19 protein-coding genes, 2 tRNA genes and 1 pseudogene are annotated in these 24,904 nt (G+C 69.7%); 11 read left to right on the top strand and 11 right to left on the bottom strand.

Going from position 1 to position 24,904, the window contains the following annotated elements; all coding sequences use genetic code 11:
• Nucleotides 1-8: 8 nt before the first annotated feature.
• Entirely contained in the window at nucleotides 9-848 is an 840-nt protein-coding gene (locus tag ACFVXA_RS16200) for a triphosphoribosyl-dephospho-CoA synthase (RefSeq protein ID WP_390025320.1), read from the top strand.
• An 11-nt stretch (nucleotides 849-859) separates the two neighbouring features.
• Here the strand turns inward: ACFVXA_RS16200 and ACFVXA_RS16205 are convergent, their stop codons facing one another.
• The 4 genes from ACFVXA_RS16205 to ACFVXA_RS16220 form a co-directional block, all read right to left on the bottom strand.
• Nucleotides 860-2,347: an MFS transporter gene (locus ACFVXA_RS16205; protein ID WP_390025322.1), complete on the bottom strand. Its 1,488-nt coding sequence runs from the start codon at nucleotides 2,345-2,347 to the stop codon at nucleotides 860-862.
• A gap of 159 nt (nucleotides 2,348-2,506) precedes the next feature.
• Nucleotides 2,507-3,880, bottom strand: a complete 1,374-nt coding sequence (locus ACFVXA_RS16210) for a PLP-dependent aminotransferase family protein (RefSeq protein WP_390025398.1) — start codon at nucleotides 3,878-3,880, stop codon at nucleotides 2,507-2,509.
• A gap of 251 nt (nucleotides 3,881-4,131) precedes the next feature.
• Nucleotides 4,132-5,634, bottom strand: coding sequence for an aminopeptidase P family protein (locus ACFVXA_RS16215; RefSeq protein ID WP_383737983.1), 1,503 nt, complete (start codon nucleotides 5,632-5,634; stop codon nucleotides 4,132-4,134).
• 96 nt (nucleotides 5,635-5,730) lie between these two features.
• Nucleotides 5,731-7,242: a PP2C family protein-serine/threonine phosphatase gene (locus ACFVXA_RS16220; protein WP_362023690.1), complete on the bottom strand. Its 1,512-nt coding sequence runs from the start codon at nucleotides 7,240-7,242 to the stop codon at nucleotides 5,731-5,733.
• 483 nt (nucleotides 7,243-7,725) lie between these two features.
• Here ACFVXA_RS16220 and ACFVXA_RS16225 point away from each other — a divergent pair, with 483 nt between their 5' ends.
• Both ACFVXA_RS16225 and ACFVXA_RS16230 read left to right on the top strand, forming a co-directional pair.
• Nucleotides 7,726-8,391, top strand: a complete 666-nt coding sequence (locus ACFVXA_RS16225; protein WP_383737985.1) for a bifunctional DNA primase/polymerase — start codon at nucleotides 7,726-7,728, stop codon at nucleotides 8,389-8,391.
• 55 nt (nucleotides 8,392-8,446) lie between these two features.
• Nucleotides 8,447-9,031, top strand: coding sequence for a hypothetical protein (locus ACFVXA_RS16230; RefSeq protein WP_390025324.1), 585 nt, complete (start codon nucleotides 8,447-8,449; stop codon nucleotides 9,029-9,031).
• 244 nt (nucleotides 9,032-9,275) lie between these two features.
• Here the strand turns inward: ACFVXA_RS16230 and ACFVXA_RS16235 are convergent, their stop codons facing one another.
• The 3 genes from ACFVXA_RS16235 to ACFVXA_RS16245 all read right to left on the bottom strand — a co-directional run bounded on the left by ACFVXA_RS16235 (nucleotide 9,276) and on the right by ACFVXA_RS16245 (nucleotide 12,418).
• Nucleotides 9,276-10,241 carry a DUF5926 family protein gene (locus tag ACFVXA_RS16235; protein ID WP_390025326.1) on the bottom strand — a complete coding sequence of 322 codons (966 nt, stop codon included), beginning with the start codon at nucleotides 10,239-10,241 and terminating at the stop codon, nucleotides 9,276-9,278.
• A 602-nt stretch (nucleotides 10,242-10,843) separates the two neighbouring features.
• Entirely contained in the window at nucleotides 10,844-11,482 is a 639-nt protein-coding gene (locus ACFVXA_RS16240; RefSeq protein WP_362023355.1) for an ATP-binding protein, read from the bottom strand.
• Nucleotides 11,483-11,608: 126 nt separating this feature from the next.
• On the bottom strand, nucleotides 11,609-12,418 hold the full coding sequence (locus ACFVXA_RS16245) for a glycerophosphodiester phosphodiesterase (protein ID WP_362023352.1): 810 nt from the start codon (nucleotides 12,416-12,418) through the stop codon (nucleotides 11,609-11,611).
• Between the two features lie 258 nt (nucleotides 12,419-12,676).
• Between ACFVXA_RS16245 and ACFVXA_RS16250 the strand changes: the two genes are divergently transcribed.
• On the top strand, nucleotides 12,677-14,161 hold the full coding sequence (locus ACFVXA_RS16250) for a S1C family serine protease (RefSeq protein ID WP_383737993.1): 1,485 nt from the start codon (nucleotides 12,677-12,679) through the stop codon (nucleotides 14,159-14,161).
• 628 nt (nucleotides 14,162-14,789) lie between these two features.
• Nucleotides 14,790-15,539 (top strand): hypothetical protein, encoded by a 750-nt coding sequence (locus ACFVXA_RS16255; RefSeq protein WP_389512644.1) that lies wholly within the window; start codon nucleotides 14,790-14,792, stop codon nucleotides 15,537-15,539.
• 204 nt (nucleotides 15,540-15,743) lie between these two features.
• Here ACFVXA_RS16255 and ACFVXA_RS16260 read toward each other — a convergent pair whose 3' ends face one another.
• Nucleotides 15,744-17,240 (bottom strand): glycosyltransferase family 39 protein, encoded by a 1,497-nt coding sequence (locus tag ACFVXA_RS16260; protein ID WP_390025328.1) that lies wholly within the window; start codon nucleotides 17,238-17,240, stop codon nucleotides 15,744-15,746.
• A 184-nt stretch (nucleotides 17,241-17,424) separates the two neighbouring features.
• On the opposite strand from ACFVXA_RS16260, the gene ACFVXA_RS16265 reads away from it, so the two are divergent.
• The 3 genes and pseudogenes from ACFVXA_RS16265 to ACFVXA_RS16275 all read left to right on the top strand — a co-directional run.
• A complete protein-coding gene (locus tag ACFVXA_RS16265) occupies nucleotides 17,425-18,552 on the top strand; it encodes a glycosyltransferase (RefSeq protein ID WP_389465987.1) in 1,128 nt (375 codons plus the stop codon).
• Nucleotides 18,553-18,692: 140 nt separating this feature from the next.
• Nucleotides 18,693-18,782, top strand: a tRNA-Ser gene (locus ACFVXA_RS16270).
• A gap of 304 nt (nucleotides 18,783-19,086) precedes the next feature.
• Nucleotides 19,087-19,326, top strand: a pseudogene (locus ACFVXA_RS16275) (UTRA domain-containing protein); the annotation flags it as partial.
• Between the two features lie 131 nt (nucleotides 19,327-19,457).
• Here ACFVXA_RS16275 and ACFVXA_RS16280 read toward each other — a convergent pair.
• Nucleotides 19,458-19,925, bottom strand: a complete 468-nt coding sequence (locus ACFVXA_RS16280) for a hypothetical protein (RefSeq protein ID WP_390025330.1) — start codon at nucleotides 19,923-19,925, stop codon at nucleotides 19,458-19,460.
• 267 nt (nucleotides 19,926-20,192) lie between these two features.
• Between ACFVXA_RS16280 and ACFVXA_RS16285 the strand changes: the two genes are divergently transcribed.
• Nucleotides 20,193-20,270 (top strand) — tRNA-Ser (locus ACFVXA_RS16285).
• A 126-nt stretch (nucleotides 20,271-20,396) separates the two neighbouring features.
• Here the strand turns inward: ACFVXA_RS16285 and ACFVXA_RS16290 are convergent.
• Complete coding sequence (locus tag ACFVXA_RS16290) at nucleotides 20,397-20,687, bottom strand: hypothetical protein (protein WP_389512649.1); 291 nt, start codon at nucleotides 20,685-20,687, stop codon at nucleotides 20,397-20,399.
• A gap of 1,056 nt (nucleotides 20,688-21,743) precedes the next feature.
• Between ACFVXA_RS16290 and ACFVXA_RS16295 the strand changes: the two genes are divergently transcribed.
• Entirely contained in the window at nucleotides 21,744-23,189 is a 1,446-nt protein-coding gene (locus tag ACFVXA_RS16295) for an FG-GAP repeat domain-containing protein (RefSeq protein ID WP_384021739.1), read from the top strand.
• Between the two features lie 103 nt (nucleotides 23,190-23,292).
• Here ACFVXA_RS16295 and ACFVXA_RS16300 read toward each other — a convergent pair whose 3' ends face one another.
• Nucleotides 23,293-24,171 carry a bifunctional DNA primase/polymerase gene (locus ACFVXA_RS16300; RefSeq protein ID WP_390025332.1) on the bottom strand — a complete coding sequence of 293 codons (879 nt, stop codon included), beginning with the start codon at nucleotides 24,169-24,171 and terminating at the stop codon, nucleotides 23,293-23,295.
• 380 nt (nucleotides 24,172-24,551) lie between these two features.
• Here ACFVXA_RS16300 and ACFVXA_RS16305 point away from each other — a divergent pair, with 380 nt between their 5' ends.
• A complete protein-coding gene (locus ACFVXA_RS16305) occupies nucleotides 24,552-24,857 on the top strand; it encodes a hypothetical protein (protein ID WP_362031197.1) in 306 nt (101 codons plus the stop codon).
• Nucleotides 24,858-24,904 lie beyond the last annotated feature (47 nt).

Consider the following 24,904-nt stretch of genomic DNA (forward strand, 5'->3'; position numbering starts at 1 on the left):
GTACGCCGATGAGCAGCCGCGAGGACGAGACGCTGGCGCAGGCCGCCGTGGCCGCGCTGACCGGGCAGCTGGAGCTGGCCCCCAAGCCCGGCCTGCCGGACCCGCGCGATCTCGGCGCCCCGGCCCCTCACCAGGACCACCGCGCCCTGCGCTGGTCGGCCAAGGCGCTGGCGCCCGGCCTCGCGGCGATGGCGGCCGCCGCCCGCCGCATCGGTCGGCCCACGCCCGAACTCCGCTCGGAGCTGGGCGCGATCGGCCGGTCCACCGAGCACTCGGTTGCCCTGGCGGGCGGCGGCCACCGCGGCGCCCTGTGGGCCCTCGGGCTGCTGGTCGCGGCCGCGGCCCTGGAACCCCGTGCCACCGGGAACGACGTCGCCACCACCGCCAAGCGGATCGCGGCGCACGCCGACCGGCGGGCACCGCGGCGCCCCTCACGCGGGTCGTCCGTCTCCGCGAAGTACGGCGCCGCCGGGGCGCGGGGTGAGGCGCGCGCCGGATTCCCGCATGTACGGCGGGCGTTGAACGCCCTCGCCGCCGCCCGTACGGTCGGCGAGCCCGAACCGTACGCCCGGCTCGACGCCCTGCTCACCGTCATGTCCACCCTCCAGGACACGGAGTTGCTGTACACCGCCGGCCCCCTCGGGCTCCGCCATGTCCAGGCGGGCGCCCGTGGGGTGCTGGAGGCGGGCGGCACCTTCACGGAGGCGGGGCGCGAGGCCCTGTCCGCCCTCGACGACGACCTCCACGCGCGTGCGTGGAGCCCGCGGGGGAGCGGAGCGCTGCTGGCGGGGGCGCTGTTCGTGGATTCGTTGCCGGTGGTGGTCAGTTCACCGGCGCGGGCCTCCTAGCGCCCGCGAGGTCACGTGCCCGGCGTCGGAGCTGGACTCGAGGTGGAGCCGCTGACCGGAGCTTGCAGGGTGCCCCATTCCTGGGGAAGGGCGCCGCCCCCAGCGGCACGTATGCCTCCAGCGGCACGTATGCCCGCAGCGGCACGTATGCCCGCAGCGGCGCGCATGCCCCCAGCCGCCTCGGCCCACCTCACCGCCGGACCCATCCCGTACGAGGCCCCCGCCATCAGTCCGCCGAGCAGCAGCCAGCCCGGCGTCCCCCAGCTCACCAGCAGAGCCGTCAGGACCAGTGGGCCCATCGTGCGGGCCACCGTGACGCCTGTGCCGAAGAAGCCCTGGTACTCGCCCATGCGGTCGGCCGGGACGAGGTCGAAGGCCAATTGCCAGGAACCCGCGGACTGCTGCATCTCGGCGACGACTTGGAGGACCGCGCCCGCCACGAGGATCCCGGCCGCGACCCACGGGGAGGCGCCGGAGGACAGGGCGAAGACCGCGCAGGACGCCAGCATGACGAGCCCGGAGCGGCGTATCGCGCGCGTGGCGGTCGTGAGGCCCGTGACACCGCGGGCCATCCGTACCTGGAAGACCATCACCGCACCGGTGTTGAGCACGAACAGCGCCGAGACCAGCCAGGCGGGCGCCTCGGTGCGTTCGGTGATCCACAGCGGGATGCCGAGGCTGAGCAGCGGCATCCTGAGCAGCAGCACGGTGTTGAGGAACGTGACCAGCACATACGGGCGGTCACGCAGGACGCCGGGTCGGGCAGGATCCTGGACCGCGACTCCGTCTCCTTGCCGCCCATGTCTCTGGAGCGCGACTCCACGCCCGCGCCGCAAGGCGACCCCCGACGGTGGGGACGTCGGTGGCACCGGCGACGGCGGTGGCACCGGCGACATCGGTGGCACCGGCGGCAGCCGCAGCAGCAGCGCCGCGCACAGCAGGAAGCTCACCGCGTCCAGGGCGAACACTCCGAGATAGGCGGCCCGCGTCCCGGCATGCAGGGCGAGCCCGCCGAGCCCCGCGCCCACCGCCAGACCGGCGTTGAGCGTCGACTGGAGATGGGCGAGCAGCCCGGTCCGCTCCTCGGCCGGCACCAGCCCCGCGAGCAGCGCCTGCCGGGCCGCCGCGAGCCCGGACTGCGCGGACGCGTACGCGCACGCCGCGAGGACGAAGGGGACGAAGCCGCGGACGACCAGGAAGGATGCCACCGCTGTCGCCGTCGCCAGCGCCAGCAGCACCGCCGTGCCACGCGGTCCGCGTCGGTCGGCGAGCCGGCCGAGCGGCACACCCAGCAGCGAGCCGATCGCCCACGCGACGGTCAGTCCGAGCCCCACGCGCGCGGGGGCGAGCCCCACCACATGCGTGAAGTACAGCGCGGAGGTCACGTAATAGGCGCCGTCCCCCACGGAGTTGCCCAGCTGGGCGAGAGCGAGGTCGCGCTGCGGGCCGGCGGGCGGCACAAGGCGGCTCGACCTGAGTGGTGCTGCCGGATGCGTCATGTCTTCGACGCTACGGGCCGGATGGACCGCTCAACAGGCCCATTCCTCATGCCTTTTCATGACCCACTTCACGATCACCCATGACATCTGTCAGAACGCGCAGGCCCTCAGCCCGTCCAGCTCCCACCGGCTGCACGCGGCGCCCAGCTCCCCCCGGCCTCACCCTCCGTCCAGCACCCGCCCCAACACCTCCAGCGCCTCGGGATACACCCGCTCCCGCGGCGTCCCGTACCCCACGACCAACCCCTGTGGCCGGTCCTCGCCGGGTGCGTGCCAGTGGTCCCCCAGGTTCCCGACCGCGAGCCCTTCCTCCTCCGCCCGGGCCAGCGTCTCCGCCTCGTCCGCCACCTCCACCAACGCGTGCAGGCCCGCGGCGATCCCCCGTACGCTCCTGCGCGCCCCCAGCCGGTCGAGGAGCTGGTCCCTGCGGCGCCGGTAGCGCAGCCGGCACGCGCGCACATGGCGGTCGTAGGCGTGGCTGTCGATCATCTCGGCGAGCGCCAACTGGCCGATGGACTCGGTGTGGTGGTCGCTGTGCAGCTTGACGTCGGCCACCGCGTCGACCAGGTGCGGCGGCAGCACCATCCAGCCGAGGCGCAGCGCGGGCCCGAGTGTCTTGGAGGCCGTGCCCAGGTAGACGACATGGCCTGGTGCCATCCCCTGGAGGGCGCCGACCGGCTGCCGGTCGTACCGGAACTCCCCGTCGTAGTCGTCCTCGACGAGCAGCCCGCCGCGCGCGCGTGCCCAGTCGGTGAGCGCCCGTCGCCGCTCGGGGTGCAGGGTCACGCCGGTCGGGTACTGGTGCGCGGGCGTGACGACGACCGCGTCCGCCCCGACGGTGTCCCACCCGTCCGCGCGGGCTCCGCGTTCGTCGACCGGCAGCGGCACCACGCTTCCGCCGCCCTTGCGCACCACATCCCGGTGGAAGGGCAGCCCGGGATCCTCCATGGCGACGGTCCCGCCGTCCAGCACGCGCGTGAGGAGCGCGAGCCCCTGTACATAGCCCGAAGTGATGACGATCCGTTCGGGCGGCGCGATCACTCCTCGTGCCCGCCCCAGGTAGCCCGACAGCGCTGTGCGCAGTTCGATCCGACCGCGCGGGTCCCCGTAGTCGTACGCCAGGGAGGGCGCCGTCGCGATCGCCCGGCGCAGGGCGCGCAGCCAGGCCGCCGCCGGGAACGTACCGACGTCCGGGCTGCCGGGGCGTAGATCGAAACGGGGTGCACGCGCGCGTGCCCGCCCGAGCGGCGCCTCCAAGGAAGCGGCCGGCAAGCGGGCGACCTCGGTGCCCGACCCTTGGCGCGCCGTCAGGTACCCCTCGGCGATCAGCTGGTCGTACGCCCCCTTCGCCGTCCCGCGCGAGACGCCCAGCTCGGCCGCGAGCCGCCGGGTCGCGGGCAGCCGCGTGCCCGGAGTGAGCCGTCCGTCGCGCACGGCGTCCCGCAGGGCCCGCTCGAGCCCGGCCCTGCGCCCCGCCGTGGCGTCGGGTTCGAGATGCAGGTCCACCCCGACGCCGGACCAGAAGTCGTCCAAGTCGTGCAAGCCGTCCAAGCCGTCCACGGAAAGCCGCCCCCTAGGCACGCCGAAGCCTGGGAGCCACTCGAAGCCCCTAGGCACACCGAGACCCCGGGAGCCACCGAAAGCCCCCTGGGCACACCAAAACCCCGAGAGCCACCGGAAGCCCCCTGGGCACACTGATGGCCGGGTACCCAGCAGGGCACCCGGCCATCAGTCTCGTATCAGCCCCCGCGGAGGCAGTGTGTCAGCCCTCGTGGGGCACTGTGTCAGCCCTTCAGGGACGCCATCCAGGCCTCGACCTCGTCGGAGCGGCGCGGGAGGCCCGCCGACAGGTTCCGGTTGCCGTTCTCCGTGACGAGGATGTCGTCCTCGATGCGGACGCCGATGCCGCGGTACTCCTCCGGCACGGTCAGGTCGTCCGCCTGGAAGTACAGGCCCGGCTCGACGGTCAGGCACATGCCCGGCTCCAGCGTGCCCTCGACGTACGTCTCGGTCCGCGCGGCCGCGCAGTCGTGGACGTCCAGGCCGAGCATGTGGCCGGTGCCGTGCAGGGTCCAGCGGCGCTGCAGGCCCAGCTCCAGGACACGCTCGACCGGGCCCTCGACCAGACCCCACGCGACGAGCTTCTCGGCGAGCACACGCTGCGCGGCGTCGTGGAAGTCCCGGTACTTGGCGCCCGGCTGCACGGCCGCGATGCCGGCCTCCTGGGCCTCGTACACGGCGTCGTAGATCTTCTTCTGGATCTCCGTGTACGTGCCGTTGACCGGCAGCGTGCGCGTGACGTCGGCGGTGTAGAGCGTGTGCGTCTCCACGCCCGCGTCCAGCAGGAGCAGGTCCCCGGAGCGCACGGGACCGTCGTTGCGCACCCAGTGCAGCGTGCAGGCGTGCGCACCGGACGCGCAGATCGAGCCGTAGCCGATGTCGTTGCCCTCGACCCGCGCGCGCAGGAAGAAGGTGCCCTCGATGTAGCGCTCGCTGGTCGCCTCGGCCTTGTCCAGGACCCGTACGACGTCCTCGAAGCCGCGCACGGTCGAGTCGACGGCCTTCTGCAGCTCGCCGGCCTCGAACTCGTCCTTGACGAGCCGCGCCTCGGACAGGAAGACCCGCAGCTCCTCGTCGCGCTCGGCGGTCACCTTGTCGGTCAGCGCCGACTCGATGCCGGCGTCGTAGCCGCGGACGACACGGACCGGGCCGGTGGCCTCGCGCAGCTTGTCGGCGAGCTCGCGGACGTCCGAGGCCGGGATGCCGTACAGCTGCTCGGCCTCGGTGAGGGAGTGGCGGCGGCCGACCCACAGCTCGCCCTGGCCGGAGAGCCAGAACTCGCCGTTCTCGCGGTCGGAGCGCGGCAGCAGGTAGATCGTCGCCTTGTGGCCGCCGTTCCCGTCCGGACCGGTGGCCGGTTCCAGGACCAGGACGCCGTCCTCGGTCAGGTTGCCGGTGAGGTACGCGTACTCGACCGAGGCGCGGAAGGGGTACTCCGTGTCGTTCGAGCGGGTCTTCAGGTTGCCCGCGGGGATCACCAGGCGCTCGCCCGGGAAGCGCGCGGAGAGCGCGGCACGGCGGGCGGCGGTGTACTCGGCCTGCGCGATCGGCTCCAGGCCGCGCAGCTCGGTGTCGGCCCAGCCGGACTTCATGCTCTCGGCCAGCTCGTCGGACACGCCCGGGTACAGGCCGTTCTTGCGCTGCTTGATCGGCTCCTCTTCGCCCGCTTCGTCAGCGGCGTCGTCGAGTACGGCTTCCGGGGTCTCCGGGTTGAGCGCCTCCGACACGGTCTGCCTCCTAGATACGACTCTGGACCCCCATCGTACGGTCGTACTGAAGGGGGCCCAGGGCCGAAGGGCCTGTTACGTACGGCTACCCGCGCCTCACTCGAAGCGCGCCGCCAGCAACACCACGTCCTCCTCGGAGTCCGCCTCGTCGAGCCCGTCCGGCAGCACACTCCGTAGAACGTGATCGGCGGTCGCGCCGGGGTCGTCGCGGATCGCCCTGGGAACGCTCGCCGCCGCCGCGTGCAGCCGGGCGAAGGCGCGGTCCATCGGGTCGCCGGTGCGGTGCAGCAGGCCGTCCGTGTAGAGCAGCACGGTCTCGCCCGGCTCGGCGGTCAGCTCGACGCTCGGCGCCTCCCAGCAGGCGAGCATCCCGAGCGGTGCCGACAGGGAGGTCTCCACGAAGTCCGTGCGCCGCGGGCCGATCACCAGAGGCGGGCTGTGTCCGGCGCCGGCCAGCGTGAGCTTGCGCAGCGCGGGCTCGCAGTACGCGAAGAGTGCGGTCGCCGAGCGGGCGGGTTCGGTGAGCCGCAGCAGCAGTTCGAGGTCGGACAGGACGGCGACCGGGTCCTCGCCCTCCATGACCGCGTACGCCCTCAGGGACGCCCTCAGACGGCCCATCGCGGCGACCGCGCTGGGCCCTGACCCGGTGACGGAGCCGACCGCGAGACCGAGCGCGGCGTCGGGCAGCGGCAGCGCGTCGTACCAGTCGCCGCCGCCGCGCGGACCGGTGCGGTGCCGGGCGGCGAGCTGGACTCCGGAGACCCGGGGCAGCCGTGGCGGAAGCAGCTCCTCGGAGATCGTCGTCATGCACGCGCGCGTGCGGTCCAGTTCCACCAGCCGTGCCAGGTGCTCGGTCGCGTACCGGACGTAGAGGCCGATGAGATGGCGCTGACGCTCCACCGGTTCGGCGGGTTCGTCGTAGAGCCATACGGCGGCGCCCAGTCGGCCCGCCGCCTCGGTGGCCAGGGGAAGCGCGTAGCTCGCGGCGTAACCGAGCCGGGCGGCCACCTCGCGGTGGCGGGGGTCGAGCCCGTCCTCGGAGAAGAGATCCGGCTGGGCGATCTCGCCCTCGCCGCCCGGCAGTCCGTCCAGGATCTTTCCGTACGACAGGGAGCTGCGCGGCACGGTCTCGATGTGACCGAGGTCGGCGCGGCCGAGGCCCAGGCCGATCGTGGTGTCGGGGCCGAGTCCGTCGCCCGGTTCCATGACGACGAGGCCGCGCCGGGCGCCCACGAGGGCGGCTCCGGCGTGCAGCAGCTCCTCCAGGGCGTCGCCCAGTGTCGCGGTGCGCGCGAGACGCTCGGTGAGTTCGTGAAGGGTGGTGAGGTCCGAGACCCAGCCCGCGAGGCGGTCTTGGAGAACTGCTCCGGGGCCGGTGGGAGATGTGGCCGAAGAGGCACCCGTGGCGGCAGACGTCGGCGCGACAGTGTGTGCGGGCGAGGGAACCGTTGAATCGATTCCAGCCACTTTCGGAAGGTGAGGGGAGTTCATGGCGTCCGGCTTTCCGACCGGTGCGTATTGCTCAATAGCATCGCAAACCCCCATGTCGTTCTGCGCCGCTAGCAGTGCCTCCACATGTACACGCACTCGTGAGGGGATGTCCAGCATTGTCCTGCTGGGATTCCTGGTGTCCATGAGACCGTCGGTAACCCTTGCGGGAAAACAAAGTTGGCTTAAAACTGACTCGGGTAACGGGTTATTGAGGTCGACTGGCCTCGTTCCACGGAGCGTCACAGCGGTCGTGATGGGTACGTACTCGGTGAAGGCCAGGGGTGGTTGGTATCCGCCCGGAACCTGGCGACGGACCCGGGCGTCTTAACCACCGACGACCGTGCCCCATCCTCCCGTGGCGGAGGCGGCAAGAAATACGCGGGACGGCAAAACGCCAGGCGCCGCCACCCCACGCCATGCCCATGCTTCAGACAGACGCAGTATGGACGCGGACGCAGCCAAATGCTCGGCCCAGAGGGGTTCCCCTTGCCTCCAGCAAGGGTGTGATGCGCCAGCAGGTACGCACAGTGAAGTGATCGACACATGGTGTGATGTGGTCCTCGGTGTTGCCAGGCGTGCAACGGAAAGGAACGAGCGCTCATGCGCGAGATCCTCGGAAGGCGACGCAGGCTCCTGTCCAGGCGGAACAACGGGAGGCCTGAGATGCTCAGCGCGGCCCTGACCTTCGCGACCGAATGGCAGTGGCCCGTGCTCCCGGGTGTGGCGGCGGACCCCCAGGGGCGAGCCCGCTGCGGATGCCCCGACCCGGAGTGCACGGTGCCCGGCGCTCATCCCTTCGACCCCGGCCTCCTCGCGGCCACCACCGACGAGCGCATGGTCCGCTGGTGGTGGACCAACCGGCCGTCGGCGCCCATCGTGCTGGCCACCGGAGGCAAGGCCCCCTGCGCGGTGAGCCTGCCCGCCCTCGCGGCGGCCCGCGCCCTCGACGCCCTCGACCGCAAGGGCATGCGTCTCGGCCCGGTCGTCGCGTCCCCCACGCGCTGGGCGATCCTCGTCGCGCCGTACTCCATGGAGCAGCTCGGCGAGTTGCTCTACACCAAGGACTACGTCCCCGGCTCCCTCCGCTTCCACGGCGAGGGCGGCTACGTCGCGCTGCCGCCGTCCGAGACCGGCCAGGGCGAGATCCGCTGGGAACGCGCCCCGCTGCCCGGCTCGGCCGCCCCCTGGGTGCCCGATGTGGAGGCCGTGGTGGACGCCGTGGTGGAGGCGCTCACTCGTACGGGTGTGAGCGCACCCGAGTTGTAGGGGCGCCCGGCGCGCGCTGAGCCGCGCGCCCGCCCCCGCTCGTTATCGTCCGCCTATGCTGCGTCATTCTGGGGGCCACCGCGCCTCATCGCCGCTGCGCGGCGGCCCGGACCCCCGAGGAGTCCGCCTGTGGGCGCTGGCAGGCGTCGCGGCGTTCATCGTCGCCCTGCCGCTGGCCGTGGCGTCCGCGGGCCCGGTGGGCGACGAGACCCCCGGAGCCGTACGCGGGAAGGCGCGCGCCGACAACAGGGCGCACGCTCCCGAACCCGCGCGCTCCCCCCTCCTGCTGGGTCTGGGTCTCGCCACCGCCGTCCGGTGCGGCCCCGAACTCTCCTCGCCCGACGGCATCGAGGCGCAGACCTGTGTCCTCAAGCAGGGTGAGGACACCTGGGCACGCACCTACTACCGCAACGCGACCGGCGACGAGCTGGACTCCGTACTGAGCCTCATGGGCCCCGGCGGCCGCACGGTGCAGATGAACTGTGCGGTGGGCGCGGAGGACGATCCGGGGGTGTGCGAGACGCCCAGGGAGCGCACGACGGGCGACGTGGGCGCGTACACGGCGGTCGCGGAGTTCGCGAAAGGCACCGGGGACCGCGGGCCGCTGTTGCTGCGCTCGGGGAGCAACTCGGGCCAGTAGCAAGGCCGTTGACGGCACAAGGGATTCCGCACATGAAAAGACCCGGTTGCTGGCGACGGGGGATGCACCAGCAACCGGGCTACTCGAACGGTAACAAGAGATCGGCGGTTCGCAAATTCGATCTCGGCTATTCGGACACGGATTTACCTGTCACAACGGGGAGTTGTGACAGGAGTCACCCGCTGGTGAGGACCTGACCAGCTGATCAGTCGGTCAGTTTCCCCGGCTGTGTCCCGGCTGAGGGTCAGCTGAGAGTCACCTGTCGGTTGGTGAGGCCGCCGCGCGCGCGGCGCTCGTCCGCGGTCAGCGGTGCGTCCGTGGCCAGAGCGGTGGTGAGACGCTCGGCGAACTCGGCCGCCGGCTTCTCGATGTCGTCCGCCGTGACGCCCGTCGGCAGGTCCCAGACCGGCACCGTGAGCCCGTGCGCACGGAAGGAGCCGACCAGTCGGGTGCCCTCGCCGAGACTCGACCGACCGGCCGCGTGCAGCCGCGCCAGCGCGTCCAGAAGCTGCTCCTCCGCGTACGGCATGACCCACCGCAGGTGGTTCTTGTCGGGGGTCTCGCACCAGTAGGCGGCGTCGACCCCGGAGAGCTTCACGGTCGGGATGGCGGCGGCGTTGGCGCGCTCCAGGGAGGCGGTCACCTCCGGCGTCGCGTTCTCCGCGTCCGGCACCCAGAACTCGAAGCCCGAGTGCACGACTGGCTCGAAGGCGCCTTCGGGGTCCAGCAGGTCCTGCAGCCGCGGTCCGCCGGCCGGGGCGCGCCGGCTCTCGACCGGTGTGCCGGGCTGCGCGGTGAGCGCGCGCTGGAGGGTCTCGGCCAGGTCGCGGCTGATGTCACCGGACGCCGTGTCGTTCTGCAGGCCGAGCAGGACCGTGCCGTCGTCGCGGCGCAGCGCGGGCCACGCCATCGGCAGGACGGTGGCGAGCGTCACCGAGGGGACGCCCTCGGGGAGGCTCTCCTTGAGCTTCAGCTCGACCGTCGCGGCGGGAACCAGCTCGCGCAGCGCGACCCAGTCGCCCTCGCCCGGCAGGCCCTCGAAGGGGCGGTGCACCAGCTCGGTCACGGCGTGCGCGGCCGCTCGGCCGTGGCAGGCCTTGTAGCGGCGGCCACTGCCGCAGGGGCAGGGCTCGCGAGCGCCGACAACCGGGATCTCCCCGTCGCTGAGCTGAGGCTGCTTGGCCTTCGTCTGGGGTCGCTTCTTGGCCATCGTGGGTGTCTCCCGATCACGGCTCGTCTCGTACGGGCGCGAGCCTAGCCGTTCGTACGAGGAGTGACGGGACCCTGTGGACAACGCACCGAGTCGTCCTGGGTCCGACCGGAACATGCGCTCCGCTCCGGCGACGCCTCGGTCCCGGTCCCGCTCGGTCATCCGGGGCGGTCTCGGTCCGGCTCGGAGCCGCTCCCGCTTCTCGCTCGGTCTCGGTCCGGGGGCGGTCTTTGGGCCGGGGCCCGCTTCAGGCCGGGCCCGCTTCAGGCCGGGCCGGCTTCAGGCCGGGCCGGCGTGCGGCTTCGGCCCGTGTGGGTTATGTCGGGCTGGGCTTCGGCCCGGTGTCAGTCCGTGCGGCTTCAGCCCGTTCGGCTTCTGTCCGGCTGGGCTTCTGCCCGGCCCGGTGTCAGTCCGTGCGGCTTCGGCCCGTTCGGCTTGTGTCCGGCTGGGCTCCGCCTGTGTCGGTCCCGGTCCGTGCGGCTTTCTGTCCCGCCCGGCTTCTGCCCGGGTCGTCTCGGTCCAAGTCGGCGAGCGGTTTCGATGCTGCCCGGTCGGTCTCGGTCCAGGTCGGCGAGCGGTTTCGATGCCGGCCGGCAACGGTCTCAGTCGACGTCGTCGAAGGCGTCCGCGAAGTCGAGGTCGGGTATGGAGGACACGGTCGGTGACGCGACGCGCGTAGCGAAGTCGTCGCGCCGACGCGGCGTTGTCGTGTCGTCCACGTCGTCCTGGATGACGACCCACACCGTGACCTCGCCGCGCGCGTTGTCCCTGACGCCCCAGTCCTTGGCCAGTGCCGTGATGATGTTCAGCCCGCGGCCGCCGTGCGCGGTGACCGAGGGCGTGGCCGGAACCGGGCGGGTCGGACCACCGCCGTCCGTCACCTCGACCGTGAGCCTTCCGGACGGATCGACGCGCCACGCGGCACGGACGTCGCCGTCCCCGGCCAGGGCGTCGCCCAGTGGTCTGCCGTGCCGGCACGCGTTGCTCAGCAGTTCGGAAAGGATCAGTACGGCATCGTCGACGACCGCTTCCGGCACGCCACCGGAACGCAGCTGATCACGCATCCGGTGTCTTGCTTTCCCCACGCCCGCAGGGCCATGGGGTACGGCCATGCTCGACGACGTGGGCACCTCCTGTGCCACCACCAACGCCACCCCCGAGACCTCCTTTGCCCCACGCCACGGAGTGGATGCCCCTTTGGACTGGACCGGAAACCGGCCAACCCACGTCTGCTGACGCACTCGTAACGATCGAATACGGAGCGAACGCGCCGGTGCACTCCCCGTAATCGCATGGCTGGAATTCGCCGGTGGATTCCTGCTGGATTCTGGGGTTCCGAAGGTGGTTTCTCAAGAGGTGGCGCGAAATCAGCGCCCCAGCCGGCGCAGTACCGCGCGCGGGCGGTTGGTGATGATGGCGTCGACGCCCAGCTCAACGCAGAGATCGACGTCCTCGGGCTCGTTCACGGTCCAGACGTGCACCTGGTGTCCGGCTCGTTTCAGCCGTTCGATGTATCCGGGGTGACTGCGTACGATCCGCATCGAGGGGCCCGCGATCCGGACACCCGCGGGCAGCCTGCCGTCGCGCAGCCGGGGTGAGACGAACTGCAGCAAATAGACCGTGGGCAAGGTCGGGGACGCCGCCCGGACGCGGTGCAGCGAGCGCGCCGAGAAGCTCATGACGCGTACGGGCGACTCGGCGGCGGTCTCCGGGGCATCAAGGCCGAAACGCTTCAGCAGAAGCAGCATTCGCTCCTCCACCTGGCCCGCCCAACGGGTCGGATGCTTCGTCTCGATCGCCAGCTCCACGCGGCGGCCCGCGTCGGCGACGAGTTCCAGCAGCCGCTCCAGGGTGAGGACGGAGGTGTCCTCCCGGTCCCCGGGGCCGTACTCCCAGTCGGGCGACTCGTCGCGGTTCTTCCAGGCGCCGAAGTCCAGCGCGGCGAGATCGGCGAGCTCCAGGGCCGAGACCGCTCCGCGGCCGTTGGACGTACGGTTGACACGGCGGTCGTGGACACAGACGAGATGGCCGTCCGCGGTCAGTCGTACGTCGCACTCGAGGGCGTCCGCCCCGTCCTCGATCGCCTTCTTGTACGCGGCCAGGGTGTGCTCCGGGGCCTCTTCGGAGGCTCCGCGGTGGGCGACGACCTGAATCGGATGCTGTCGTGCGAGGGTCACCGCGTCATGGTGCCACCGTCGGGGGGCGGGCGTGAGGCCTAAGACGTAATGAATTTGGATAATTAGTCGGAAAGGTCCGTTATAAAGGATGGCCCCGGACGCACAGGCACCGCTTATGGTGCCCTGACGTCCGGTGGGAAAAGCTAACGGCGTACAAAAGCACATGCACAGCTGAATCGCGCCGGACCGGCGACAAGCGTGAGTGAGCGTGAACCGAGTGCGACCGAGAACAACAGCCGTGGATCGAGGAGAAGAGCTGTGAGCACCGAGAACGAGGGCACCGTGGTACCCCCGGCCCCGTCCGCGCCTCCCGTGCCGGTGGAAACTCCCGCTGCTCCCGCGCAGAACGCTGCGCCCGAGGGGGGCGCACCGACCGCCCCGATCCCGGCGGTGCCTCCGAGCGCCCCCGGCGCGCCGGGGCAGGCGCCGGCGTACGCATCGGTGGGCGCAGGAGCCCCTGAGGCGCAGGGACACGGCTCCGGGCTGCCCGGAGCGCAGCACTCCGCCGCGGAGGCGGGCTGGCCGCCTCCGCCGCCCGCCACTCCGTCGTACGCCGACGGGGGCGGCTCGGGAGCGGGCGGCTGGGGTTCGTCGTACCACGAGCCCGCGCCGAAGCCGAAGAACGGGCGCGGCGGCCTGGTCGCCGCGATCCTGGTGGCCGCGCTGGTCGCGGGCGGCGTCGGCGGCGGTATCGGCTACTCGCTGGCCAAGAACAACGACAGTCCGACCGACTCCACGACGGTCTCCGCCCCGAGCAACAGCGGCGACGTGAAGCGCGCCTCGGGCACGGTCGCGAACGTGGCGGCCAGGGCGCTGCCGAGCACCGTCACCATCGAGGCCGAGAGCACCAGCGGCACGGGCGGCACCGGCACCGGGTTCGTCTTCGACACCCAGGGCCACATCCTCACCAACAACCACGTCGTGGCGGACGCGGTCGACGGCGGCAAGCTCACCGCGACCTTCCCCGACGGCAAGAAGTACAACGCCGAGGTGGTCGGCCACGCGCAGGGTTACGACGTCGCGGTCATCAAGCTCAAGAACGCGCCCTCGGACCTGAAGCCGCTCGCCCTCGGCGACTCCGACAAGGTGGCCGTCGGCGACTCCACGATCGCGATCGGCGCGCCCTTCGGCCTGTCCAACACGGTGACCACGGGCATCATCAGCGCCAAGAACCGCCCGGTGGCCTCCAGCGACGGCAGCGCCAGCAGCAAGGCCTCGTACATGAGCGCCCTGCAGACGGACGCCTCGATCAACCCGGGCAACTCCGGTGGCCCTCTCCTGGACGCGCAGGGCGCGGTCATCGGCATCAACTCGGCGATTCAGTCGTCGAGCAGCGGCGGCCTCGGCGGGACCAGCCAGTCCGGTTCCATCGGCCTCGGCTTCGCGATCCCGATCAACCAGGCGAAGCACGTGGCCCAGCAGCTCATCAAGACCGGCAAGCCGGTCTACCCCGTGATCGGCGCGTCCGTCTCCCTCGAGGAGGGCACCGGCGGCGCGAAGATCACCGAGCAGGGCGCGAGTGGCTCTGACGCGGTCAGCTCCGGCGGCCCCGCCGACAAGGCCGGCCTCAAGCCCGGCGACGTCATCACCAAGCTCGACGACCAGGTGATCGACAGCGGCCCGACCCTCATCGGCGAGATCTGGACCCACCAGCCCGGCGACACCGTCAAGCTGACCTACACGCGCGACGGCAAGACCCACACCGCGGACGTCACCCTGGGGCAGCGCGAGGGCGACAGCTGAGCCACGACGGCGGGCGGTGACCGGGCACTCCTGTCCGCAGGGGTGCCCCTACGAGCCGGTTTTCCGCCTGCCTGTCGTCGTGCTCGTTGGTCGCATCGAGAGCTTGTCGGCTCCGCTGGTCGGCTCCGCTGGTCGGCCCGCGCTGGGTTGCGGTGAATCGCCTTGGCACAGAGGCGGAACAAGAGACAGTCGACTCTGTCGAGGGTCAGGTTTGTCGGCAACTCCCGCTCTACCGCGTACCGGAGACAGTCGCCGAAGACCGTCCGCTTGCGGTTCACCGTGTCTCGGCTGCGGTCGTACCGTCCTGCCTTCAGCTTCAGCTTCGGCGAACCGTCGAGGTGTTCGGTGCCCAAGCCAGCTGAAGAATCTTGATCAATATGACAGATATCGGACTCGTGGCGGTTCATCCGTATGCGAGGCGGCCCGTAACTGTGCCTGGTCGGCCGCTATCGAGCCCAACTGGGTGTCGCAGAACGATAAATGACCCATCCGAATGTAGCGATTAGTCCAATATGTTCATAAATAGGCGTGTTTCGCTCAAATAAGCCTGTCGACCAGCTGCGGAGGAGTCAAGCTCGCACTCGGATTCGGGTGATTACCCGAACTTGTTGACTCAAGGAGCACGCAGATGAGTCCTGAGTACAGGACGACTTCGCTACTCGGGCCACTGGCGCGAGAGCGGTTCAAGAAGGCCGGAATGGTGGCCTCCCTGGCGCTGGTCGTGGCGACCGGCATGGTCAGCCCCGCCGTTGCGGCGGCACGCGGTGTGACCGACGACGCGGCCATGATGAGCCGCCGCGGCGGCGACAACTGCAAGGAAGAAAACGGCCAGCACAAGTCGTTGTCCAGTGTTCTCGCCTACGGCCAACAGGACGTCAAGGGCGACGACAAGGGCGACGGCAAGAACGGGTGCAAGGGCGCCACGGGGGCGACCGGCCCACGAGGGGCGACGGGAGCCACCGGCGCCACGGGTGCCACCGGCGCGACGGGCGCCACCGGGGCGACAGGATCAGCCGGGCCCTGCTCCGACATCGACGCGGTCCAGTTCAACAACAACTACGAACTGAGAGCTGCCCTGACCGGCGGCAACACCTACGCCGGCATCAGGGACATCAGTGGAGCCGTCCCCGGCTTCCTGTGGACCGACCTCAGTGACCTGGACAACTACCCCAGCACCGCCTGCGCCGTAGCCATCACTGAGCACAGCAACACGGCCAACAGCGTCAAGATCGATGTCCTGACCACGGGCGGCCAGGTCTTCGAGACGACCTGCTCCGAGACCAACTCGCCGCCTCCGCCGCCGATCCACCCCATCCTCTCCTGCACGAACTCCTGGGTCCTGCAGAATTCCCCGAGCCCGGGTGCCGTCAACAGCTAGCGCGGGTTTACGGGCAATCTGCGTAGGCAGCGCATGTAAGGCGTTGAAGGGGTGTCCGGCCGATCGCCGGGCACCCCTCACCCTTGCTGGGCTCCTTGATCACGCGGTGGCAGCCGTAGCCGTAGCCGTAGCCGCAGGCGCCGGGCCGGGGACGAAGCCCGAGTTTCCGGCTCCTCCGTACGCTGCCCGGCTCGCACTCAGGGCCTAGCTCTTCGACTTGCGTACGAGCAGGCTCACGGTCATCCCCGTCACCGATTGGCTACTGGACAACTCGTACTGGCTCTGCAGGGCGTTCGCCTGCCCTGGGTTGATGGCGGCGAAGGGGAAGTCGGCGCCCTGGGTCAGCAGCCAGATGCGCTGCTCGCCTTTGAGGCACAGGATCGGAAGGGCGCACTGGACCGCGTAAAGGTCGTTGATCGCGCTGGGGTCCTCGGCCCGGAAGACATCGCGCAACTTCAGGTCGCGGGGCAAATAGTACTGAACCCCGCTGTCGAGCTTCCATGTGTTCTCGCGGTCGTAGACGACGGCGTCTCCAGGCTGGTGGCGCTGCTTGATCACGTCGGCCGCCGCCGCGTAGTCGAGGGGCACGGGAGCGTCGTGCTCAAAAGGCTGTCGCATTTGACGCTGGTCGGGGAGCGTGAGGACGGCCAGCGCCGCCAGGAGGGCCGCGGCGGCTTTCCGGGAGCGGGATGCGGCGGCGAGACCGGCGCCGGCTAGAAGTGCCCAGGCCGGGAGGGTGAAGAGGACATAGACGTGGCGGAAGTAGGAGACCTCGCCGTGGGAGGCGAGCCAGACGAGGACAGGGGGTAGAAGGGCCCAGGTGCCGCACAGGAACAGGGGGGCCTTGCGTGGCGAGCGGGCCATGAGGGCGAGGGCGATCAGAGCTCCGGCGCACAGGGCGGAGGCGAAGACGTCACGGACGATGGAGAGAAGTGCCCAGGCGTCGGGCTCCGGGACCCAGTACAGCTGGCGGCGGACCTGGGACCGGCCGAGCAAGGCGACCGGGGTGACGCAGGCGGCGACGGCCAGAAGGGCGAGTCCGGACCTCCACCACAGGGAGCGGTTCTCTCGCGCATGGGCCGCGAGCACGCAGGCATGGGCGAGTACGACGGACAGTGCGATCAGGTGGAGGAGTCCGACGACGGCCAGCGTGAGTGAGTAGGCGGCCCATCGCCGGGAGCTTCGCGGGGCATCCAGCGCCCGAAGCAACAGAAGTGTCGCGAGGGCGACGGCGAAAATCACCAGAGCATAGCTGCGGGCTTCCTGGCCATAGCGGCTCACCGCCGGCACGACCGCGAAGATAATTCCGGCGAGAATTCCGGCACGATATCCGAAGAGCCGGTACCCGATGAGACTCAGGACGGACGCCGATCCGGCCACGGCCAATGCAGTGGGGAGTCGCAGGGAAATGACGGAATCACCGAAGAGTCCCACCCACAGATGCATCAGCAGGTAATACGTGCCGTGTACGGCGTCGACGTTCTGGAGAGTGGCGAGGATCTGACCGGTGCTTCGGTTCACCATGTCCCAGGTGACCAGTTCGTCGCGACCCAGCAGGGAGTCGGTCAGCCCGTGGCTGGTCAGGCCCAATGTGAGGACGAACGGCCACAGCCACAGCCCCGTCCGATGTCTTCTGTGCTTGATCGCCTCAGCGCTCTGGATTTCTTCGCGCGGAAGGGGAAGTGGCGCGGTGACTACCATGAAAATCTCCCATGCCCTGCAGCAGGAACTGCTCACTTATACACAGGTCCGGGCAGCTGGGACGGCAATCCGGTCAGGCCATCACCTGTATGGACGTTAAGTCCGTGGTGGCGGTCCTTGTGCGGGGTTCCATGGCTCAGTAAATTCACCCACCGATCCTCTTCGTTACAGAAAAGAAGAAGTCATGAAAACGGTCTGCCTTAATATGATCGTCAAGGACGAGGCGCATGTGATCCGACGCTGCCTCGAATCTGTGCGCCCTCTTGTCGACACATGGGTGATCCTTGATACGGGCTCGACCGACGGCACTCAGGACGTCATCCGTGAAACTCTCGCCGACCTGCCCGGGGCGCTGTACGAGAGCCCTTGGAAGGGCTTCGACCTGAGCCGCAGCGAGGCGATCGAGCTGGCCCGGGGTAGCGCGGACTACCTGCTGTTCATCGATGCCGACGACGTGATGGAGACCGTTCCCGGCTTCACGGTGCCGGAACTGACCCATGACTGCTACGACTTCGAGGTGCGCCACGGCCCCGTCGTCCACTGGCGCCCGACGATGGTGTCGACCCGTCTGCCTTGGCGGTACGTCGGAGTGCTGCACGAGTACCTGGAGTGCGACACGAGCTTCAGCCGGGCGACCCTCGAAGGCGCCCGCATGGTCATCATGGGCGGTGGTGGGCGCCTCCAGGGCAGTCAGCGGAAGAAGTACCTCCGCGATGCCGCGATCCTCAAGGACGGGCTCGCCAAGGATCCGGACAACGCCCGTTACGTCTTCTACCTCGCCCAAAGCTGGCGCGACGCCGGTGAACCCGGAAAGGCGCTCGCCGCGTATGACCGGCGTGCGGGCATGGGCGGCTTCGCCGAGGAGGCGTTCTGCGCCCGGCTCTACGCGGCCCGACTGGCGCTGGAGGTCAAGAGCCGGATTCCCGAGGTCACGGCCCGTTTCCTGGACGCGCACGAGTACCGGCCCACACGGGTCGAACCGCTCGGCGAGCTCGCGCGTCTGTACCGTGTGAACGGGGAGCGCTGGCCACTCGCGTACCTGTTCGCGCGGCGCGCGGTGGAGCTCCCGCCACCGAAGGACATCCTGTTCGTGGAGCACAGCTGGTACGAGTGGCGGGCGCTGGACGAGCTGGCGGTGTCGTCGTACTGGATGGGCGAGTACCGGGAATCGTTGGAATCCTGCGAGAAGCTGTTGGACGGTGGGAAGTTGCCCGAAGAGCATCGCCAACGGGTCATCGCGAACAGGGATCTCGCGCGGGCCAAGCTGCTCGTGGGAGCGCAGACGGACGCGAGGACACTAGTCGGCACCTGATCAGCGGATCCGACGCTGATCGGAGCGGCGTTCCTGAGGAGGGCGGAGCACAGCCGGTGGACCCCGTGTGGGCCATGGCCACCGCCAAGTATCCGGGGCCGGTACGCTGTATCTGCTCCGCCCCTGGTGGCAGGGGCGGAGGTGGGTTGCCCGAGCGGCCTAAGGGAACGGTCTTGAAAACCGTCGTGGCAGCGATGTCACCGTGGGTTCAAATCCCACACCCACCGCCACGCAGGTCAGAAGCTTGCAGGTCAGAAGGGGTGCCACTCTCCGGAGCGGCACCCCTTCCGCGTGGAGTTGTCTCACCCTGGCCCGCCGGTATCCCACCGATGACCAGCGCGTGCGGCCAACCTGCGGCCAAGAATCAGGAGCCCTCGGCCCCGCCCTCATGTCCGCCAACCCCTGCTCGATCAGCGCGTTCATCTTGGCTTCCTCGCCGTCCAACACCTTGGCGTAGTACCGCTGGAGCACGGCGACGCTTTGTCCTGCGCGGCGGGCCGTCTCGGCGAGACTCACCCCGGAACGGAGCCAGAACGACTCATCGCCCAAGCAACCGGTCACCCGATCAGTCACCGCATCGACACGGCCTCGGCCCGCCCGCTGACGCAGGAGTACGCACAGCTCTTGGAGCTGGACCCCGAACACCCGCCGACCGAACCAGTCGTCGTGATGACGGCAAAGTTCGTGGATAGCGAGGGGAACATCGTGGAATACGGCGTGGACCTCGGGGGCCCCGGCCGAACATGGCGCACGGAATCGGAGGTGACGCCATGACGGTGAGGGAGGACACCCTCGCGAACGTGCTCGAAGACCACCTAAGGTCACTGCTTGCGGCCCGCAGGGCTGGCACAATCACGCCCGAAGCCGAAGCGGAGATAAGCCACCAGGCAGGTTCTACTAGGCGCTCAGGAGGCGGTGGCGCAGATGGCGTAGACGGAGATGCTGACCTCATCGCTGTTAGGTGACCAGCCGTAGGCGACCCACCCGTCGTTGTCGTCAGTGGGGAAGGATCCCGCCAGGTTGGCCTGGAATAGTTGGGAAGTGGCCGTGGCCCCGCCGCCGATCACTCGCTTGCCTGCCGGACACAACACCGTGCGCTGGTTGAAATTGGGCACGGTCTCGGGGGGGAGTCTGACAGTCTCTACGCCGGTCACCCCGCCGCTTGCGGGAGGTGGTGTCGTCGCGGCCTGCTGGCAGGAAGCGGTCTGATTGACCTGGTTGTTGTTGCCGGACACGTTGTTTTGTACGTTGCACACCAGTGGCGACAAGAGCCCCAACAGGGGGCCGTCCTGGGCCTGGGCTTGTCCTGCGCCAAAGGTGCTCATGGCCATGGCTGCGGTCAGCATCCCGATAATCCGACCGGTCTTCCTCATTTGGCATTCTCTTTTCCGTAGCAGCACATGGATTTGAACTGCCGGGAAATCTACTGTCCCGAGGTGTGCATTCATGAACCGACATGACCGTTTCGTCCATTCAGGCCAGACTTGGATGGTCTGCGGATAGCGCACTCCCGCCTGGACAGGGCCTGAAACGTGGCGCTGCGCAGCAGGAGGGCAGGGCATGCGGCGATGTCATTGGCCATCCTCTGGCCAAGGTGCCGCTCGCGAGACGCACGGCAACGAAGAACGACCAGGTCAGAGGCATAGTTGGCGCTGAAAGGTGGTCGGTCTTGAAAACCGTCGTGGCGCCAGTCACCGTGGGTTCAAATCCCACACCCACCGCAGATGAACGGCCCCTGACCTGGGATTGAGGTCGGGGGCTTGTTCATGTCCGAGTATCGCGGAGCACTGCGATTCCCCGTGAGGTCCCGGGCGATCGGGCACGCGAGGGGCATGCGTCGCTTCTCACTCCTGGGCCCAGTCGAAGGGCATGGGGGCGCCTTGCGGGATCACCCACGGATGGGGGTACCGGGCCTGACAGCCGGTGCAGCGTGCGACAAACGGACCTATGTCGGGGTTGGTCAGAACGCTGTAGTGGCTGGATGCCTCGGCGGGGAGCATGTAGCCGTTCGCCGTCGTCTCCAGACCAGGCCACGCGGGAGAGCACTGGCAGAGCTGCTCCACTGCGAATGACGCACCCTCAGCAGTCTTCGTGGTGCGCTTGAACAGGTCGGTGAAGGTCCTACGCATGGACACGGCAGACTCGCGTTTCGAAGCGGGTGATCCGGGGCGCTGAGATTACAGCGCGGTCGGCGGAGCGGCTCAGGGCGGGAGCTGCCATGGGGCGAGTGATCACAGCCCCGCTGCCCGGCAACCACCTGCACCACCACCGACCGTGCTACTCCCATGGGAATGCCGACCGGAGCGATCACCTGGGAAGAGCAGGTCCGCACACAAACGGTCTCCCCGAAGCGGCCGGGGCGCGGCCGGCCGTGCACTCACCGACTCCGTGCGCATGATTTCGGTCAAGTGGCCGACTTCACAAGCTCGTTGGTTCTGTGCGAGGGCGCTCGTCAAAGTAGGGCAAATCATCCGAGGTTCACCATGGGTGGGTCATATGCAGGTAATGAGTCATGTATGCCGCCGACGCGAGCGCGGCAGCCAAGAAATGTTGATCTTGTGGCCCCCAGATCAACTGTGTGAAGATCCCCCGGCCGACGAGGTCGGCTCAGACCAAAACACTGGGGGAATCCTGGTGCTGGTCGCCGCGGTGATCGTCGTACTCAAGTACCGTCGGCGCGGCGCTGGGCGGACTCCACTGCTTGCGGTCAGCGGAACTCCCGGGCGTATCGCCGTAGCCGTGGCCTTCGCGGTCGGCTGCGCTTGGGCCTGGTCTCAAGGTCCCTCGGTCATCAACGCAGGGGTCTTGGGCTTGAGCCTTGCTCTGCTGGCCGGGGCCGCCGCCGAATTCCTGGCGCGCAGGAGCGCCAGGCGCATGTGATGAACGCGGGTGCCTGAAGGGCGACCTGACGCGTCGTGACTGAGAGCCTCCGTCCGGCGAGACCGGTCGGGGGCTCTCGGCGTTTCTCAGGTGGCGGTGTGGGGCGCGGCTCTTTCGTCGGGTGGTGGCGGGGCGCAGCCGTTTCGCCCCCCGGGGGGATGGACTCCGCGGCTGTTTCGCCCCGGGGGTGTGGACCCCGCGGCCGTTTCGCCCGAGGGTGAACCCCTTCTGTCACTGCTGGCCCGTATCCTCCAGGGGAACATGATCTTCACGCGGCCCTGGGGCCGCCTGTGAACCCGGGGGGGTTCTCCATGCGCGAGAAAGCGCTGATCACGGCTGCCGTCTGTGCGGCCACCATTCTGGGCGTCACCGGCCTGGCTCCGGCCCCGGCCGCGGTCGCCGCGCCGCAGCCGGCGACGGCCAGGACCGCCGACTTCAATGGCGACGGCTACGCGGACCTCGCCATCGGGGCCCACACCGCGACGGTGGGCGATGTCCAGGGAGCCGGTGTGGTCACCATCGCCTACGGCTCCGCCACGGGCCTGAGATACGACACCGCATCGATCATCAGCAAGGCCACGGAAGGCGTCCCCGGCGATCCCGAGCGGAACGGCAAGTTCCGAGAGGCCGGCGAGTACGGCGACCTGGACGGTGACGGGTACGACGACCTCGTGGTCCACTGGCTCGAGAAGAACATGATCCTCTGGGGCGGCTCACAGGGGATCACCGGCGCGGCCACCACCCTGCCGACCGGCAACTACACCGCCACCGACCCGAAGCTGCTCGGCGGCGGCATCGGTGTGGGCGACGTCAACGGCGACGGGATCGACGACTTCGTCAGCCGCGGCCACGACGGCCGTTCGTACGGCGTCTCCGTGCTGCTCGGCCCGCTCGACCGGACCACGGGCAAGCCGGCCGGTGTGTGGCACCGCGACACTCCGAACCTGGACGGCGTCAACACCTCCACCCTCTATGTGGGTGACATGACGGGGGACGGAACGGCGGACGTCGTGGTGAGCGGAGACGTCCCGTCCGGGAGCGGCGCCAGGAGAGGCGTGGTGCTCAAGGGTTCCGCCGCCGGCCTGGTCCCCGGCAGCGCGTACGAAGGTCCGTACGCCTACCTCGACTTCAGCGTCAACGAATATCCCGCGGCCTTCGGAGACCTGAACAAGGACGGCTACCAGGACCTGGTCACCGGCTATCCCGGCCAGAGCAGGATCTACGTGGCGTACGGCGGTCCGGACGGCGTCAGCCGCACCGTGGAGCCCGGCTTCTACTCCCAGGCCGGCAGTGGCGTCCCGGGCGCGGACGAGGCGGGCGACAAGTTCGGCTCGGCGGTCGCCATCGGCGACACCGACCGGGACGGCTACCCGGACGTGGTCATCGGCGTGTCCCACGAGACGGGTTCCGCCACGGGGCACACCATCCACGCGGGTGCGATCACGGTGCTGCGCGGCAGCGCGTCCGGGCTCACCACCAAGGGCGCCTTGTCGTTCACCCAGAACGCCAAGGGCATACCCAGCACCTCGGAGAACGAGGACCACTTCGGTGTGGCGGTGGCCGTGCTCGACGCCGACAGGAGCGGCGGTCCCGAGGTCTACGTCGGCGGCAATGGCGAAGACCACTACAAGGGCCGGGTCTGGAAGCTCGGGACCGGCGCTGCCGGAGTCACCGGCACCGGCGCCACCAGCTTCCACTTGGGCACCCTCGGCGGCCCGAGCGGCGGCGGCAACTTCGGCCACCGCTTCGCAGGCTGACCCCATAGGCGGTCGTACGGTTCCGGCGAGGCCGGCGTGGCACTGAGCCGCGCCGGCCTCTGCCGTAGGGCGGTCGTCCGCGGACCCGAGGCGTCGGAGCCTTTCACCCGTGCCGGTGCGGTGACGGGGCCGTCATCCGGGCCGCCGACGCGATCGTCGAGCGGGCCTCGCGTTCGGTGAGGCCCGTGCGGACGGCGGCCTCCACGAGGGGGTCGGTCAGTTCGGGGCCGATGCCGTTCTCGTAGGCGCGGCAGGCGGCCCAGAAGAGGCGGGTGTTGCGCTGGCCCTCATGGGCGGCGAGCACGAACTGGACCAGGCCCTGCCCGTGCCGGCCGGTCGCGGAGGGCGCGGGGTGGTGCGTACGGGGCGGAGGCGTGAGCAGGCGCAGCAGTTCGCGCGGGCAGGGCGCGGGCGCGAGCTGGGCGGTGCCCGGAGCCGTGCCGTACACGCCGTGCTCGGTGCGTGAGCCGGGGCCGACGAGGTAGCCGCCGGCGCCACGGATGTCGATGCCGGGGGCCAGGCGGCCCGCCGAATTGGGGACGACCACGTCCGGCGGTCCGCTCAGCCAGAGGTGGCGGCCGCCGCTGGGGGTCAGGACGACCACCGTCTCCGGGATCGTGAAGAGGTGGCGCAGGGCCAGTTCGCGGAGGGCGGCCGAGGAGTCGGTGTCGGATTTGGTGTCGAGGTCGATGCCGATGAGGCGGTGCGGGTCGAGGCCGCAGGCGATGCCGTAGCCGGTGGCCCAGGGGGCGGCGGCGAAGAGTTCGCGGATGCGCCGGGGGTCGGTCGAGGCGTCGTACACGCCGTGTCCGAAGCGGCCGCATTCGCCGTGACAGGGGGAGGGATCGGGGTCGTCGCGATGGGGGGAGCGCAAGGCCGGGAGCTTCGTTCGGGACAGCGGGATCACCGCCAGTCCGCGCTCGGCTGCGGACAGGGCGTGGGCCAGGGCCAGGGTCGTGGCCTGCCGGTCGATGGTGGCCATGCATCCATGTTCGTACGAGTGTTCGAAAAAGGGAAGGGCTCACCGGACACGCGCGAGCGCGGGGTGGTCGCCGGGTGGGATTGGCCGAAAACGTGCCGGAACGCTTCAGCCCTTGCGGCGCCTGGGTTGAGCCGCCCGCCGGGAGCTGAGCAGGGGTTTGTGGGGGCGAAGTGGTCGCGAAAGGGGTTTATCGACATGTCCTCACGCTTGAGGGCGAATCACGGCTTCCGGGGTGGTTCGCCGGGGATTCGGTGGGCAACTCTGGAGTCGCGACGTCGTGCACAACAACGAGGCGGTCGGCCAACTGCCTTGGAACAAGCCGTATTTCACGTACATCCCGGTTCACGCCGGTGCGTACAACCGGTTCTGGAGGAATTCACATGGCAAGCATCCGTACCGCCCGCGTCCTCGCCGCCGTCGCCGCCCTGCCCCTCGCGGCCGCCCTCTTCACGGGTGTCGCGACAGCAGACAACGGCGCCTTCGCGGACGACGGATCGAACGCGGGAGTGGCGACCATCAGCAAGAGCGGGGTCGGCCACGACAACTACGGCAACTCCTCCACCACTCAGCAGCAGGCCGTCGGCTCCGGCGCCTCGAACCAGAGCAACACGGCCCAGGTGAACGGTTCCGCGTTCACGGCCATCGACCAGTCCAACGCCGTCGTCAACTTCACCAACCTCTGGTGAGCCGGGGGCCGATGCGCTCACATCGGCCTGGAAGCTCCCGTGCGGGG

Source organism: Streptomyces sp. NPDC058246 (assembly GCF_042881985.1).
GTDB lineage: Bacteria > Actinomycetota > Actinomycetes > Streptomycetales > Streptomycetaceae > Streptomyces.